This window comes from Salipiger marinus, assembly GCF_900100085.1.
Lineage (GTDB): Bacteria > Pseudomonadota > Alphaproteobacteria > Rhodobacterales > Rhodobacteraceae > Salipiger > Salipiger marinus.
The window spans coordinates 82,410-96,698 of sequence record NZ_FNEJ01000020.1 but is presented as its reverse complement, the minus strand read 5'-3'; the positions used below and the strand labels follow the sequence as shown (position 1 = coordinate 96,698).

16 protein-coding genes and 2 tRNA genes are annotated in these 14,289 nt (G+C 65.8%); 13 read left to right on the top strand and 5 right to left on the bottom strand.

Annotated features, from left to right (window positions below; genetic code table 11):
• Both BLR51_RS19700 and BLR51_RS19695 read left to right on the top strand, forming a co-directional pair.
• Positions 1-828 (top strand): AAA family ATPase (locus BLR51_RS19700; protein ID WP_207543666.1); only part of this gene is annotated, 828 nt, incomplete at its 5' end.
• A 380-nt stretch (positions 829-1,208) separates the two neighbouring features.
• Positions 1,209-1,754, top strand: coding sequence for a YaeQ family protein (locus tag BLR51_RS19695; RefSeq protein WP_089850189.1), 546 nt, complete (start codon positions 1,209-1,211; stop codon positions 1,752-1,754).
• A gap of 219 nt (positions 1,755-1,973) precedes the next feature.
• Here BLR51_RS19695 and BLR51_RS27475 read toward each other — a convergent pair whose 3' ends face one another.
• Positions 1,974-2,285, bottom strand: coding sequence for a hypothetical protein (locus BLR51_RS27475; RefSeq protein ID WP_131821844.1), 312 nt, complete (start codon positions 2,283-2,285; stop codon positions 1,974-1,976).
• Between the two features lie 1,134 nt (positions 2,286-3,419).
• On the opposite strand from BLR51_RS27475, the gene BLR51_RS19685 reads away from it, so the two are divergent.
• The 4 genes from BLR51_RS19685 to BLR51_RS19670 all read left to right on the top strand — a co-directional run bounded on the left by BLR51_RS19685 (position 3,420) and on the right by BLR51_RS19670 (position 6,877).
• Positions 3,420-4,400: a Bug family tripartite tricarboxylate transporter substrate binding protein gene (locus BLR51_RS19685; protein WP_089850184.1), complete on the top strand. Its 981-nt coding sequence runs from the start codon at positions 3,420-3,422 to the stop codon at positions 4,398-4,400.
• A gap of 6 nt (positions 4,401-4,406) precedes the next feature.
• Positions 4,407-4,853, top strand: coding sequence for a tripartite tricarboxylate transporter TctB family protein (locus tag BLR51_RS19680; protein WP_089850182.1), 447 nt, complete (start codon positions 4,407-4,409; stop codon positions 4,851-4,853).
• A 7-nt stretch (positions 4,854-4,860) separates the two neighbouring features.
• On the top strand, positions 4,861-6,363 hold the full coding sequence (locus BLR51_RS19675) for a tripartite tricarboxylate transporter permease (protein ID WP_089850179.1): 1,503 nt from the start codon (positions 4,861-4,863) through the stop codon (positions 6,361-6,363).
• A 217-nt stretch (positions 6,364-6,580) separates the two neighbouring features.
• Positions 6,581-6,877, top strand: a complete 297-nt coding sequence (locus tag BLR51_RS19670) for a hypothetical protein (protein WP_089850177.1) — start codon at positions 6,581-6,583, stop codon at positions 6,875-6,877.
• Between the two features lie 177 nt (positions 6,878-7,054).
• On the opposite strand, the gene BLR51_RS27820 is transcribed toward BLR51_RS19670, so the two are convergent.
• A tRNA-Tyr gene (locus BLR51_RS27820) sits at positions 7,055-7,138 on the bottom strand.
• A gap of 127 nt (positions 7,139-7,265) precedes the next feature.
• Here BLR51_RS27820 and rlmB point away from each other — a divergent pair.
• The 5 genes from rlmB (at position 7,266) to BLR51_RS19645 (ending at position 10,832) form a co-directional block, all read left to right on the top strand.
• Positions 7,266-8,045 (top strand): 23S rRNA (guanosine(2251)-2'-O)-methyltransferase RlmB, encoded by a 780-nt coding sequence (rlmB, locus tag BLR51_RS19665; protein ID WP_089850175.1) that lies wholly within the window; start codon positions 7,266-7,268, stop codon positions 8,043-8,045.
• Between the two features lie 87 nt (positions 8,046-8,132).
• On the top strand, positions 8,133-9,257 hold the full coding sequence (ribB, locus tag BLR51_RS19660; RefSeq protein ID WP_089850172.1) for a 3,4-dihydroxy-2-butanone-4-phosphate synthase: 1,125 nt from the start codon (positions 8,133-8,135) through the stop codon (positions 9,255-9,257).
• Positions 9,257-9,808, top strand: a complete 552-nt coding sequence (locus BLR51_RS19655) for a 6,7-dimethyl-8-ribityllumazine synthase (protein ID WP_089850170.1) — start codon at positions 9,257-9,259, stop codon at positions 9,806-9,808. Before ribB ends, BLR51_RS19655 begins: the two co-directional genes overlap by 1 nt.
• Positions 9,805-10,287: a transcription antitermination factor NusB gene (gene nusB, locus BLR51_RS19650; RefSeq protein ID WP_089850168.1), complete on the top strand. Its 483-nt coding sequence runs from the start codon at positions 9,805-9,807 to the stop codon at positions 10,285-10,287. The genes BLR51_RS19655 and nusB overlap by 4 nt, the downstream gene beginning before the upstream one ends.
• Positions 10,288-10,526: 239 nt before the next feature.
• Positions 10,527-10,832: a hypothetical protein gene (locus BLR51_RS19645; RefSeq protein WP_089850167.1), complete on the top strand. Its 306-nt coding sequence runs from the start codon at positions 10,527-10,529 to the stop codon at positions 10,830-10,832.
• Between the two features lie 280 nt (positions 10,833-11,112).
• On the opposite strand, the gene BLR51_RS19640 is transcribed toward BLR51_RS19645, so the two are convergent.
• Both BLR51_RS19640 and BLR51_RS19635 read right to left on the bottom strand, forming a co-directional pair.
• Complete coding sequence (locus BLR51_RS19640; protein WP_089850165.1) at positions 11,113-11,871, bottom strand: COG3904 family protein; 759 nt, start codon at positions 11,869-11,871, stop codon at positions 11,113-11,115.
• Entirely contained in the window at positions 11,868-13,205 is a 1,338-nt protein-coding gene (locus tag BLR51_RS19635) for an AAA family ATPase (protein WP_089850163.1), read from the bottom strand. Before BLR51_RS19635 ends, BLR51_RS19640 begins: the two co-directional genes overlap by 4 nt.
• A 106-nt stretch (positions 13,206-13,311) precedes the next feature.
• On the opposite strand from BLR51_RS19635, the gene BLR51_RS19630 reads away from it, so the two are divergent.
• Positions 13,312-13,788 (top strand): MmcB family DNA repair protein, encoded by a 477-nt coding sequence (locus BLR51_RS19630; protein WP_242656787.1) that lies wholly within the window; start codon positions 13,312-13,314, stop codon positions 13,786-13,788.
• 6 nt (positions 13,789-13,794) lie between these two features.
• Here BLR51_RS19630 and BLR51_RS19625 read toward each other — a convergent pair whose 3' ends face one another.
• Positions 13,795-13,989, bottom strand: coding sequence for a DUF6324 family protein (locus BLR51_RS19625; protein ID WP_089850205.1), 195 nt, complete (start codon positions 13,987-13,989; stop codon positions 13,795-13,797).
• Between the two features lie 137 nt (positions 13,990-14,126).
• On the opposite strand from BLR51_RS19625, the gene BLR51_RS19620 reads away from it, so the two are divergent.
• Positions 14,127-14,203, top strand: a tRNA-His gene (locus BLR51_RS19620).
• The last annotated feature ends 86 nt before the right edge of the window (positions 14,204-14,289 follow it).

The window sequence follows — 14,289 nt, the reverse complement described above, 5'->3', positions numbered from 1 at the left end:
ACGGCATTCGAAACTGGGCTACCTCAGCCCGATGGAGTTCGAGGCCCGCGCTATGCTAGCTTAACCTGCTGTCCACGAAACCGGCAGCAGCTCACGATGCCCAATGGGAAGCCGGGTAAGTTCATCTACTGTAAGCTGGATGGGTCGATCAGCTGGAAGGATCTGGGTCACAAGACGCTCGAAGCTCTCGGTTACCCTGCGAATCCTCGGCGCACCCAGGGTGAATTGTGGAACATGGTTCGCCATCAATGCCGCGAACAGGGCGTCATCGGCCTCTACTATGACGAATGCCAACACGCATTTACGTCGGGCCCAAAGTCCAACGAAAAGCTCCTCGACCGTTTCAAGGCGCTGGTGAAGGAACCGGAATGGCCGTTGATGCTCATCCTTTCAGGCGTCCCGGTTCTGGCCCGCCATGTGAACTCTGAAGAGCAGATTGCCCATCTCCTCTCCCACATTCATTTCGATAAAATCAATCTCGGCAGGTTCGCTGATCCCACAAGGGATCCCGACATGATCGAACTGAACAAGCTCGTCTACACTTTTGCCGAACGCGCCGATATCGATGTCGAAGACCTTGTAGACGTCGATTTTCTGCAGCGCCTCGATTTTGCCTGCGCCTCCAGGTGGGGCCTCGTCATCGAGTTGCTGATCCGCGCCTTCGGCTTGTGCAGACTTCGCAGCCAGAAGACCGCCACGGTCAAAATGTTCTCCGAGACCTATGCCCAGAACTCCCGCCTGCCTCAGGGCCTGTGCCCCTTCACCGCACCCGGCTATCGCGACATGATCGACGGCGACAAGCTCATGGAGATGGTGCTGGACGAATAGCGGCTGGCCAATACCGGTATGGACGTTTCAGGGCTCGCATTGCGGGCCCTTTTTTTGGCCGCCGCCGTGCATGCTTATGTGTCAACTGTGCATGCTTATGCCTTGCGGCGCTATGGGGGAACTCTCAACACTCTGGAATATATTGTGAATTTTCCAAGAACATCGATCCCGAATCATCCGGGTGTGCAAACTTATGCTTCATTGGCACCATCCCATTGCAGGCGCCTGATGAGGGCGATCTCGGTCGACCCTCTCTCGTTCGGCGCGGCGGCGGAGGCGGGGCCTCGTTCATGGGGGGATCATCTGCGGCCCTTATATCTGCTTCCCAAGGAGGACCGGACGCGGTAGGCAGCCCGATCCTTGGAAGGGCTGGGACGCACATGGCGCAGAATGCCACCATCTACAAAATCGAGCTGTCGGTCTCGGACATGGATCGCCACTATTACGAGACCCATAAACTTACCGTTGCCAAGCATCCTTCGGAGACCGATGAGCGGCTGATGGTCCGTATCGTCGCCTTTGCCCTGAATGCTCACGAGCATTTGGAGCTGACCAAGGGACTGTCGACGGATAACGAGCCCGACATCTGGCAGAAGAGCCTGAGCGGCGAGATCGATGTGTGGGTGGCGCTTGGGCTTCCGAGCGAAAAGGTCATACGTCAGTCCTGCAGCAAAGCCGCGAAGGTGATTGTCTACCCCTATGGCGGCAAGACCGCCGAAATCTGGTGGGACAAGGTCAAGAACGGCACCACCCGTTTCGACAATCTGCGGGTGATCAGTTTCTCCGAGACCGACACTGCCGCCCTGGCCAAGCTGGCCAGCCCCGCGATGAAGCTGCAAGTCAATATCCAGGACGGCGAGGTGATGGTCAGCGTCGATGAGAGCGTCGTCTACATTGCGCCAGACTCGTGGAAGGGCGCGGCCTAGCTTGCCGTAGCCCGCTGCCGGACCAAGGCGCTTGGGGGGCTCGTCCGTTTTGGCACGGACATGTCCGTATGGGTCAATCTGCACTGCGGTGCCGGTCACTTGGATCACCGGCAGCCCGGGGGCCGACAGCGACGGACGGCAGGCACCGCTGAAGGCATGACCGGTTCCGCCGCCGCATGGCAGCTTTGCGCCCGTTCCGGTGAAGAACATGGCACGCCTTCAGGGCCCTCCGCCGATGCAATTTGGCTGCGGCAGCTTGAGGTGGAGGGCGATGATGAGCCCCGGCCGCTTGCGCAAGGTGTTCGGTTCTGTGAGGTCTTGATCAAAGCGCATGTCCCGCCTGACCACATGTTCAGATCGGGCGAGCAATGCGCCGACCCGGCAGGCATGCGGCAGCACCTGGCGCGTTTCCACAGTTCCGCCGGATGGCCCGTCGATTGATCCGGAACTGTTGATTCGGGTGCTGCTGGCCGGTTGCCTCATGGGCTGAGAGGCGATCGTGGAGCCGAGCAAGCGCATCGAACGGTCCAAGCGCTGCGCCTGCGGGGAGGGTCACCTCAACCCCGCCTGCCGCTGGTTCCGCGCCGCGATCTGACCGGCCCGGTCGTGGCACTGTCTCGCAGAGGGCTTGGCCAGCGGCCAGCACCTCGCCGCAGATGCCAGTATCATGAAGGCCGAGGCCGAGGTTGGAAAGGCAGCCCGACAGCATTGATCCCGCAGATGTGCCTCGGGCTGTCAGGGCGCATCGCGAAACGCTTGATGATGCCAGCGAACCCGGTCGGGCCGAGGGCCACCTTGCCGTCCGATCCGGATTCGCGATGGACCGGCGCGGGGCGGCCTATTTTGCCCGTTTCACCAACCATCTGATCGACACAGGCAATGGCGTGATCCACGATATGGAAGCCGCCGGTCGATCCGGCTGGCCGGGGACGGATCGGTGCGGCCCTGATCGACCGGGCGAATGAGACCTTTGACATCGCGCCCAACCGGCTGATCGCGGACACCGCCTGTGGCTCCGGCGTCATGCTGGACTGGCTGGACCGGCAGCGCGGCCCATATCCCGGTATTCGACACGTCAGGCCGCAGGGACGGGACGGGATGACGGAGCGCGGTGACGTCACCTATGTTGCCGCCAGCGATGTCTTCAGCTGCCCGGGTGGCAAGGAGGTGAAGCAGAACCTCCGGACCCTGACACATCCCCGGGAGGAGAAGCCCGATCAGGATGGCAGGCTCCGCTATCGGGCTGGCAAGGCCACCTGCCATGCCGGTGAGCCGGACTGTCGCGTCCCGAGGCGGGATCGCGGTCCGTCCCTTTTGTCACGGACCGAGAGGCGTCTGCGCTGTCTTGCGTCACCTTGCCGGGCTTCCCCGATTTGGGGGGCTACGCCACATTTCGGGCTGGTCATAATCCCGGTGCGATGCGGTTTCCTCAGGGGATCAGCCTCTAAGCGGGGGCAACAGATCCCTTGGTGTCCGTGCCGCCCCGGGATCGGCGACCGGCTTTGTCTGTCCTCGCGAAGCTGACCGGTTCATTCTGAAATCACGCAGATCCGTGATGGCGCCGCCCCGGCTCTGCACGGAAAGTCCGGGGCGCGGGGGTCTGCAGGTATTGCCCTGTGCGCCAAGTTAGTGTTCGTTGCGCGCAAAATAGGAGGAGATCTGCCCATGACCACCCACATCCCGCGCCGCGCGGCGTTCGGATGCGTGCTGGCTTTTGCTGCCGCGCCCGCATTTGCTCAGGACGCTTGGCCCACCGGGCCGCTGCATGTCTATGTCGGCTTCCCCGCAGGCTCGTCGCCCGACACGCTGGCCCGCATCATCACGGAGCCGCTGGCCGAACGTCTGGGCCAGCCCGTGGTGATCGAGAACCGTCCGGGCGCGGGCGGGGTGATCGGCATCCAGCAGATGCTGGCCAATGCCGGTGACGACGATCTGACCTTCGGCACCACCATCAATGGCCCGGTGACCACCGCCGCGCGGATGATGGGCGATACCGGCTTTGACGTGGCCGCCGACATCGCGCCGGTCACGCTGATCGCCACTTCGCCGCTGGTGCTGGCCGTGTCGAGCCAGTCGGGGCTTGAGGATCTGGAAGGCTTCGTTGCGGCAGCCGGGGCCGAGGAGGAAGCCATCGCCTATGGCTCGGTCGGTCAGGGGTCGGGCGCGCATCTGACGGCAGAGCTTTTTGCCGATGAGGCGGGCGTGACGATGCTCCATATTCCTTTCACCAGCTATGCCGAGGTGACCACCTCGATCATGGGCGGCGAGATCGACGCGGGCTTCATGGCCCCGTCGGCAGCGATGCCGCATGTGGAGGGCGGCAACATGCGGATCCTCGGGATCACCTCGTCTGAGCCTTCCGCACAGGCGCCCGACGTTCCGGTCATCGCGGGTCAGGCGGGCTTTGCCGAAGATTTCCGGGCCGAACTCTGGAACGGGTTCATCGCGCCCTCTGGCACCGATGCGGCGGTGGTCGAAAGGCTGACCACCGAGATCACCGAGATCCTCGCGGATCCGGGTGTTCAGGAACAGCTTCTGGCCATCGGCTGGCAGGCGGCCCCCGGCACCGCGCAGGAGATGCAGGAACGCATCACGGCCGACACCCAGATGTGGGGCGGGGTGATCGACCGGATCGAGGCGCAGTAAGCAGGCATGCAGCGCGACTGGACCGATATCTTCGGCGGCCTCGCCCTTGCGCTGATCGGCGCGGGGGCGGCGGGCTGGGCCTCGCTCCATTACGATCTGGGCTCGCTCAGGCAGATGGGGCCGGGCGCCTTTCCCGTGGGGCTCGGGCTTTTGCTGGCGGTCATCGGCCTGATCGTGGCGGTGCCTGCCCTGCGCCGGGCCGGGGAGGCGGTGCCGGTCGAGCCATGGTCCGCGCTTGCCGTGCTGGCCTCGATCCTTGTCTTCGGCTTTGGTCTGAGGTCGCTGGGGCTGGTCATTGCGGCCTACCTTGGCGTCCTTGTCGCCTCGCTGCCCGCGCCGCGGCGCGGGGTGACATGGCGGCTCATGCTTGCGGGCGTGGTGACCCTGCTGACGGTTCTGGTGTTCCGCACCGGGCTGCAGATGTCGCTGCCGCTCTGGCCGGTCTGGATCTGAGGCGCGCATGGGAACCTGGGAAGGGCTTGTCACCGGGCTGAACTTCGCCCTGCAGCCGGGGGTGCTGATCTTCTGCCTTCTGGGGGTGCTGCTGGGCACCTTTGTCGGCGTGCTGCCGGGCATCGGGGCGATGGCCGCGATTTCGCTGCTGCTGCCGATCACCTATTACATCTCCGCCGAAGCCGCGCTTATCATGCTGGCGGGGGTCTATTACGGCGCGCAGTATGGCGGGGCCGTGGCCTCCATCCTGATGCGGCTTCCCGGCACGCCGCAATCGGCGGTGACAGCGCTTGACGGCTATCCGATGGCGCGCGACGGGCGCGCAGGGGCCGCGCTTTTTGCCGCGATGGTGTCATCCTTCGCGGGATCGATCATCGGCATCGTCGTGCTGGTCCTTCTGGCGGGCTGGCTGTCGCGCGTCGCTGTGGCGTTTGGCGCGGCGGATTATGCGGCGATGATGGTGCTGGGGCTGGTCGCCGCCTCCACCATCGGCAGCGCCCGCCCGGCCAAGGGCTTTGCGATGATCGTGCTTGGCATGCTTCTGGGATGTATCGGCACCGATGTGAATTCGGGCGCCATGCGCTTCACCTTCGGGCAGACCGAACTTCTGGACGGCGTGAACCTTGTCGCTCTGGCCATGGGGCTTTTTGGCGTGGCCGAGGTGATCGGCAATGTCCGCGATCCCGAACGTCAGGCCGTGACAGAAAAGATCGGCTTTCGCCAGATGGCCCCCACCCGCGATGACCTCAGGCGCATGGTCTTTCCCTCCCTGCGCGGCAGCGGGCTGGGCAGTTTCTTCGGGGCGCTGCCGGGGACCGGATCGACCCTGTCGTCTTTCCTGAGCTACGCGATGGAGCGGCGCATTGCGCGCCGTCCGGAACGCTTTGGCCATGGCGCCATCGAAGGCGTGGCCGGGCCGGAGGCGGCCAACAACTCTGCCGCGATCACCGCCTTTGTTCCCACGCTGACGCTGGGCATCCCCGGCGATCCCATCATGGCGCTGATGCTGGGCGCGCTGGTCATCCATGGCGTGCAGCCCGGGCCGATGATGCTTGAGGCGCGGCCAGAGATGTTCTGGGGGCTTGTCGCAAGTTTCGGGATCGGCAACCTGCTGCTGCTGATCCTCAACCTGCCGCTGATCGGCGTCTGGGTCGCGCTGCTGCGCATCCCGTTCCGCTGGCTTTATCCCGCGATCCTGATCTTCATCTGCCTTGGCGTCTATTCCGTGCGCGGCCTGACCTATGACATCGTGGCCGTCGCGGGGATCGGCCTTGCCGGCTATCTTCTGGCGCTGGCCCGGTTCAATCCCGCGCTGCTGCTTCTGGGCTTCGTGCTTGGTCCGCTGATCGAGACCAACCTGCGCCGCGCCCTGCTGATCAGCCGGGGCGATCCGATGGTGTTCCTTGAACGTCCGATCTCGGCTGCCTTTGTGGTGGCGATCGCGGGTCTGCTGCTCCTGTCGCTGGTCCAGTGGGTGCGGCGGCGGCGCAGAGCCATCCCGGCGCGCTGACGCGCCGGGCCTCGGGTGCGTTTTACTAAGGAAGCTTGGCGCGCCGAGAGGCGAATCGCGGGCTCGTGTCTGACGCGGCAAGGCGGCGCGTCATGCGGGCGTTTTGGCATTTGTTGAAAAGGGGCAGCTTGTGAATCACCCCCGATCAGGGGGGAGACGCTGGCGGGCGGAGCGGGCATGGCTGGTGCTCTTTAAAGCCATTCACGGAGTATGCCTTATGAAATCTTGCCTTTTTGCGATTGTGATTACGGGCGCCGCCCTTGGGCTGGCCGGATGTTCAAGCGTCGCGGGGACGGTGGGCACGGCGGTGGCGGGCAATGCGGTGGCGGGAAAGATGTCGGCCACGGCAAACCGCAGCCGGTTCGAGGGGCAAAGCTGCGAGGAACTGGCCCGTGAAATGGCCAGCGCGCGCATGGGCTACATCAACCCGCTCAACGCACCCGCCACGCAGGCCTATATCCGTGAGGCACAGCAGGTCGCACGGGCAAAGAACTGCCCCGAACCGGCGCAGTAACGCGTTCAGGCCGCGCGGGGGGGCAGATCGCCGCGCGGGTCTGCCGAAGGGCGGGGGATGGACAGCGCACCACGCGCCAGCCTTTGTGCAATGCTGGCGACAGGTGACCGCGCGCCGCCTTGCGACAGCGACGGATGTTTGCGCCGCAGCGCCATCTAGTTGAGTTCTAAGGGAAAGTGGTGGGCGACCCTGGAATCGAACCAGGCGTGCGTCTCCGCGAGGGAGTTACAGTCCCCTGCCACACCTTGCGGCCTGTCGCCCACTTTCCACCGGCACCGCCGGTGTGCGGGGTGATTACCTGCGGGCCAATCCGGCGTCAACAGGAAAAATCCTTGCAGCCCGCAGGCTGTCGATGCAGAGATCGCGGCTCAGGACAAGGACGCAGGCCATGGTCAAGAAACCGAAATGGGTGGTGGAAAAGGAACAGGCGAAAAAGGCCGGGGCGGCGGAAACCGTCTGGCTGTTCGGCCTGCATGCGGTGCGCGACGCGCTGCTGAACCCGCGCCGGGAAAAGCTGCGGCTGATCCTGACGCTGAACGCCCAGACCAAGCTCGCCGATGCGCTGGAAGGGGCGGGGATCACGCCAGAGATTCACGACCCGCGCAAATTCGGTGCGCCGCTCGACCCGCAGTCGGTGCATCAGGGCGCCGCCCTGGAGGTCAAGCCGCTGGACTGGGGGCGCTTGCAGGACGTGGCGCTGGGGGATGGCATCCGCCCGCCGCGGCTGGTGCTGCTGGACCGCGTGACCGATCCGCATAATGTCGGCGCCATCCTGCGCTCTGCCGAGGTGTTCGGCGCGCAGGCGGTGATCGGCACGCAGCATCACGCCGCCCCCGAAACCGGGGCGCTGGCCAAGACCGCCTCGGGCGCGCTGGAACGCCAGCCCTATCTGCGCGAACGCAACCTTGCCGACACCATCACCGCGCTGCAGGCCATGGGCTATGTGGTGCTGGGGCTCGACGGTGAAGCGGAAACCAGCATCGAGGCGGCGCTGGACGGGCGGCGCGACCGCGCCGTGGCGCTGGTGCTGGGGGCAGAGGGCCCGGGCCTGCGCCAGAAAACCAAAGAGACGGTGGACCAGCTGGTGCGCATCGATTTTGCGGGGGGATTTGGCTCGCTCAACGTGTCGAACGCCGCCGCCGTGGCGCTCTATGCCGCGCGTCCCTGAACGCCACGCGCGCGTGCGCGCACAATTTGCGCCCTAGTCTTTCGGGGCGCGCTGACGTATCTGGCAGGGGCAGAAGCGAGAGGCGCCATGACGGATTACGAAACGCCGGGTCCGGTTCAGGAAGACTGGAAGGACGCGATTTCTTCGGTGGAAGAGATCATTGAAGATGCCCGCAACGGGCGCATGTTCATCCTTGTCGACCACGAGGACCGCGAGAACGAGGGGGATCTGGTGATCCCCGCGCAATGGGCGACGCCCGATGCCATCAATTTCATGGCGACCCATGGGCGCGGGCTGATCTGCCTGTCCATGACCTCCAAGCGGATCGACGAACTGGGCCTGCATCTGATGTCGGTCAACAATTCGTCCCGGCATGAAACCGCCTTCACCATCTCCATCGAGGCGCGCGAGGGCGTGACCACCGGCATCTCCGCCTCGGACCGGGCGCGGACGATTCAGGTGGCGATCGACGCCTCCAAGGGGGCGGCGGACATCGCGACCCCCGGCCATGTCTTCCCGCTGCGGGCCAAGGATGGCGGCGTGCTGGTGCGCGCGGGCCATACCGAGGCGGCGGTGGACGTGGCGCGGCTGGCGGGGCTGAACCCGGCGGGCGTGATCTGCGAGATCATGAACGAGGACGGCACCATGTCGCGCCTGCCCGAACTGGTGGGCTTCGCGCAGAAACACGGGCTGAAGATCGGCACGATTTCCGACCTGATCGCCTATCGGCGCCGCCACGACAATCTGGTGCGGGTGCGCTCCGAAGAGGTGGTGCGGTCGGAATTCGGCGGCGACTGGAACATGCGCATCTATGTGGACCAGTCCCATGGCGACGAGCATATCGTGCTGACGCGGGGCGATATTTCCGGCGAGGCGCCGGTGCTGGTGCGGATGCATGCGCTGGATCCGATGCTGGACATCGTGGGCACCGGGCCGGGCGGACGGGCGGATGAATTCCGCGCCTCCATGCAGGCGGTGGCAGAAGAGGGGCGCGGCGTGGTCGTTCTGCTGCGCGACACCTCGATGAAGCTGGAACTGCATGACGACGTGTCGCCGCGCACGCTGCGGCAATATGGTCTTGGCGCGCAGATCCTGTCCTCGCTGGGCCTGTCGAAACTGGTGCTGCTGACCAATTCGCCGACCCCCCGCATCGTCGGGCTGGAGGCTTACGGGCTGGTCATCACCGGAACCCGCAGAATCGGAGATCACTGATGGCCATGACCGAAACGCATTACACCCTGCCGCGCGCCGAATTCGACCGTCCGGTGAAGATCCTGATCGTGGTGGCGCCCTATTACAAGGACATCGCCGATGCGCTGGTGTCCGGGGCCCGTGCAGAGATCGAGGCGGCGGGCGGGTTTCACGAAACCGTCGAGGTGCCCGGCGCGCTGGAAATCCCCACCGCCATCGGCATCGCCGAGCGTCTGTCGGATTTTGACGGCTACGTGGCGCTTGGCTGCGTGATCCGCGGCGAGACCACCCATTACGACACGGTCTGCAATGACAGCTCGCGCGGGATCACCCTGCTGGGGCTGCAGGGGCTGTGCATTGGCAATGGCATCCTGACCGTCGAGAATTTTGATCAGGCGCAGGTGCGCGCCGAGGTCGCAGGCCAGAACAAGGGCGGCGGTGCGGCGGCGGCGGCCTTGCATCTGGTCGCGCTGGCCCGTAGGTGGGGCGGCGCCCGCAAGGGGGTGGGATTCGTGCCCGCCCGCGACGAGATCCAGATTGCGGGCGCTTCCAGAGGAAAAGACACCGCATGACCACGCCCGCCGCGCCTTCCGGCAATCGCAAGCGCCAGATGAAATCCGCCTCCCGGCTTTATGCCGTGCAGGCGCTTTACCAGATGGAGCTGTCCGGCCAGACCGCCGAGAAGGTGACGCGCGAGTTCATCGACTACCGCTTTGGCGCCGAGGTCGAAGAAGGTGTGGATCTGATGGAGGGCGATGTCGATCTGTTCACGCGCCTCGTCTCGGAGGCAGTGAACTGGCAGGCGCGCATCGACCAGATGACCGACCGGGCGCTGGTGGCGAAATGGCCCATTGACCGGATCGATCCGACGCTGCGCGGCCTGTTCCGCGCGGCGGGGGCCGAACTGGTGGCCTGCGACACGCCGCCGCGCGTGGTCATTTCCGAATTTGTCGACGTGGCGCGGGCGTTTTTCCCCGATGGCCGCGAGCCCAGCTTCGTGAACGCGGTGCTGGACCACATGGCGCGCGAGGCCAGACCCGAAGCGTTCTGATCTGGGGCGGCCTCGGGCAGGGGGCTCTGCCCCCACGGCGCGTGCCGCGCCGTTCCCCCGGGATATTTTGACCAAGAAGAAGGCAAAACGCCGTCCGGGCGGGCAGGGGGCTGCGCGCATTTGCGCCTTGCGGGCGCGTCACATCTCTTTCATGCTGATTCCGAGACCTGAACGTCGCGTCGGGCTTGCCAAGTGGCGATGACGCGTTACGCTTCATGCAAGGATCAGAGGAGAGAGACATGCCCCGGCTTGTGCGGCTCTATATCACGCAATGCGTTTCCGGCTTCGCCCTGTCGAGCCTTTTTACCGGCCTGCTGCTGTGGCAGAACGTGGCCAACCTGCAGCATCTGGTCAGCCATTCGGAGGCGGGGCTGCTGGCGGTCTCCCTGCTGTGGCTGTTCAACGGGCTGGTCTTCGGCAGCGTGCAGTTCGCGATCAGCATCATGCGCATGGGCGAAGACGAAGGCGGATCCGGTGGCGCGCGCCTGCAGCTGCGTCCCATTCCCGTGCGGGCAGAGAAGCCGCGCAAGCGCCGCCTGCTGTAAAGGTGCTGCCCCAGAGACCGACAAAAGCGCCCCAAGGGGCGCTTTTCTGTGTCTTGGGGAAGGGGTAAGTGGCGGGAACCGAGACATCCGTGGGGTTCTCTCATTCCCGAGGACCTGTATGTACAGGTGGGCGTCAGGTAACCGAACCAGGGCCCGGACAGAGCCAACTCCCTCGGAATTGCTTAAGGCCACCGGAATGCAACCCTACACGAGATGCCCAGAACCCGCCTGATCGCGAGATAGGGGCTGCGCGCGGCTTCGGCAAGGGGGCCTGCAAAATTCAGTTGGCGGCGGCTTCGGTTTCGGCCTCGGTAAAGCCGTAGCGGGCCAGCTCCTCCGGCAGCAGGATGTAGATTTCATCGGCGGGCGTGGTCATGGCATGGCTCATCACCATGGGGTCGATGCCCATCTCGTCGAGATAGACCATCACCTCGCCCTGACCGCGCTGGATGTCAGAGACGGCGACAAAGGCGGGCAGCAGGGTGCTTTCGCCGAAATAATGCTGATGCACCCCCACGGCGGCACCGTCAGCAATGCTGCGCGGGCTGCCTGCGGCCAGAAGATAGGGGCAGGCGGAATAGCAGAACTCCCCCTCCAGCATCTGCGTGGCGATGCCCTGTTCGCGCAGGTGGCGGCCAAGCGCCAGCGCGTCCTGCACCGATCCGCCGGGGCTTTGCAGGATCAGCGTCTCGACCGGCGGTGCGGCGGCGCTGATCTGTTCGGTCAGCCGGGCGCCGTCGCCTGCGGCGATGCCGCCCTCCAGCCGCCATGTGCCGCCTTCGATCTGGGTCAGGGTCAGACGGTCGGGCAGGTCGTCCGGATCGCGCAGCGGCGACAGCGGCGGCAGGTCGCGGTCGGGGCTGAAGGTGCGGCGCTGGTCGCCGGGGCGCACCGGATCCGACAGGCGCGGCATCTGTGGCCCGAACTGCGGCATCCGGAACCCCGCCCCGGCCAGATCGCTGATCACCAGAAAGGCGCCAAGGGCAAGCTGGCTGACCAGAACGCCGGTCAGCACGCGGGCAATGGTCGGCGCCTTCATGCGGCGCCCCGGTCCGCCGGGGGCTCCGGCGCCACCGGACCCATGCGCGGCGCCGTGCGGTCCGGCCCGGGCTCGGCGGCAGGGTCGGGCTTCTGGCCCTTGGGCATGGCCGCCATCGTCTCTTCGACATCGCGCATGGCATGAAGCGCTGCGCGCAGTTCGGCCAGCGTCAGCGTGTCCTCGATGGCGGCGCCGTCGCGGCCTTCGCGGATGGCGCCATGGGTGACGGCAAGGATCAGCACCAGCACGGCGGGCAGCAGGTCGATGGCGATGGCCCCGGCCCAGGACGGCACGAAGTTGCGGGCGTAAAGGATCACCGCATCGGCGGCGGAAACGGGGGTATAGGTCACTTCGGCGGCGGGCTGCAGCGCCAGCACGTTCTGCGCCGCCCCTTCCAGCGTGGTGGCCCGCTGCGCCAGCACCTCCAGCACCGAGGTGATGGTGGCGGCCTGATTGCCGCGGTCGGTCTCGTTCTGGCCGTCAAGTTCCGGCAGCACCACCGAGGCCGCCAGATCCTGCGCCGCGCGTTCCACCAGCGGCGCCACCGACAGCTGCCGCAGCTGCGCGATCAGCCCCTGCAGTTCCACCGCCGCTTCGGAAAATTCCACCGAGCGCGGCTCCACCGGCCCCGGTTCCACCGTCAGCGCGCGCATCCGCGACAGGATGGTGTTGCCCCGGGCAAAGGCCTCGTTGACCAGCGGGGTCTGCTGGGCGATCTGTGCCTCCAGCGCGGTCAGCTCCGCCGCCTTCTGCCGCAGCACCCGGAACACCGCGCCGCGCCCGGCAAGACCGGAGAGCGAGCCCTGCGCCTCCTGTTCGGACAGATCCTCGAAGCTTTGCCGCACCCTTGCCACGTCGCGTTCCAGCGCCTGCCCGGTCAGGGCGATCTCATGCGTGCGTTCCAGCGCGCCCTGATAATCCTGCACGGTCTTGGCCAGATGCTGTTCCACCGCTGCCGAGCCTGCCAGCGCCGCAGCGTTGAGCCAGGAGGACATGGCGACGATGGCGAGCGATCCCAGCGCCATGGCCCCCAGCAGCCCGGCGCGGGCGCGGGCGGTGCGGATCGCGGGAAACAGCCGCATCATGTAGGACCAGAAGACGAAGATGCCCACCGAGACCGCGACGGAATAGGCGATGGCGGCAAAGACCGCGAAGGCGCCGTTTTCCTCCAGCAGCGAGGAGACGCCAAGATAGGTGTAGATGCCCGAGGCCACCGACAGCACGCCAAGCGCCGTGCCGGAAAAGCTGTCGAGCCAAGTCAGATGCGCCTCGAGATCGCGCGCATGGCGGATGCCGCGCGCCTGCGCGGTCTGGGATCGTGTGTCCTGTGTCATGCGGGCCCCTTGCTGCATTGCGTCAACAGGTAAGCGTCGCGCGCGCTCAAAAAAGAGTGTCCGGCGCCCGGCTTGCATTCGTTCACGACCTGTTCATAATTTGTGCATGAGCTTTGCTGAAGATATGCCCCCGCCCTCCGTTCCGCAGATGCCCGGCCAAGCGCTGGCGCGCGGAGTCTGCCGCCATCTGGCCAGCCTCGGTTTTGCCGTGGTCGAGGAATTTGTGCCCGAACGCGGGCGCCGCGTCGATGTGATGGCGCTGGGGCCCAAGGGCGAGATCTGGGTGGTGGAGTGCAAAAGCTCGCGCGCCGACTTCCTGTCGGACGGCAAATGGACCGGCTATCTGGACTGGTGCGACCGGTATTTCTGGGCGGTGGACGAGATGTTCCCGACCGAGCTTCTGCCCGAGGGCACCGGGCTTATCATCGCGGATGCCTATGATGCAGAGATTCTGCGCATGGCCCCCGAGGTGCGGCTGGCGGGGGCGCGGCGCACGGCGCTGACCCGCCGCTTCGCGCAACATGCGGCGCGGCGGCTGCAGGCCCTGCGCGACCCCGAGGCGCGGCTGGACGCCTGGGGCTGAGCGGGGTCAGCGGCGCGGCTTGACCTTGCGCGCGGCGGCAGCGGCGGCGCGCAGTTCCTCGGCGATTTCCTCGGCTTCTTCGGGGTCGAAATCCATCGGGATTTCCATGTCCCCGGCGAAGATGAACAGCCGCACCATGCCCAGATCGGTGGGACCGATCTGCAGGTTGGCTTCGATGTCGCGTTCGCTGTTGATCCCCATGATCGCCTCCGTCCGGGTGCCTGCAGCGGCCTTAAAGCCGCGCTTGGGCATTTGCAAGCATGCGGCACAATGCTGGGACACAAGGGCGGATTTTGGGGTTGCAATCGTGGGGAAGCGGCGGTATTGCCCACCGGCGTGCCGCCTTAGCTCAGTAGGTTAGAGCGCTTGATTGTGGATCAAGAGGTCTCCCGTTCGAACCGGGAAGGCGGTACCATCCTTCGGGACATGATGACACCGGGCCGCGCTGGCTGCGGGCCCCGATCCGGGGCTCTGCCCCGTCCGCGCCTGCGCGCGGACTCC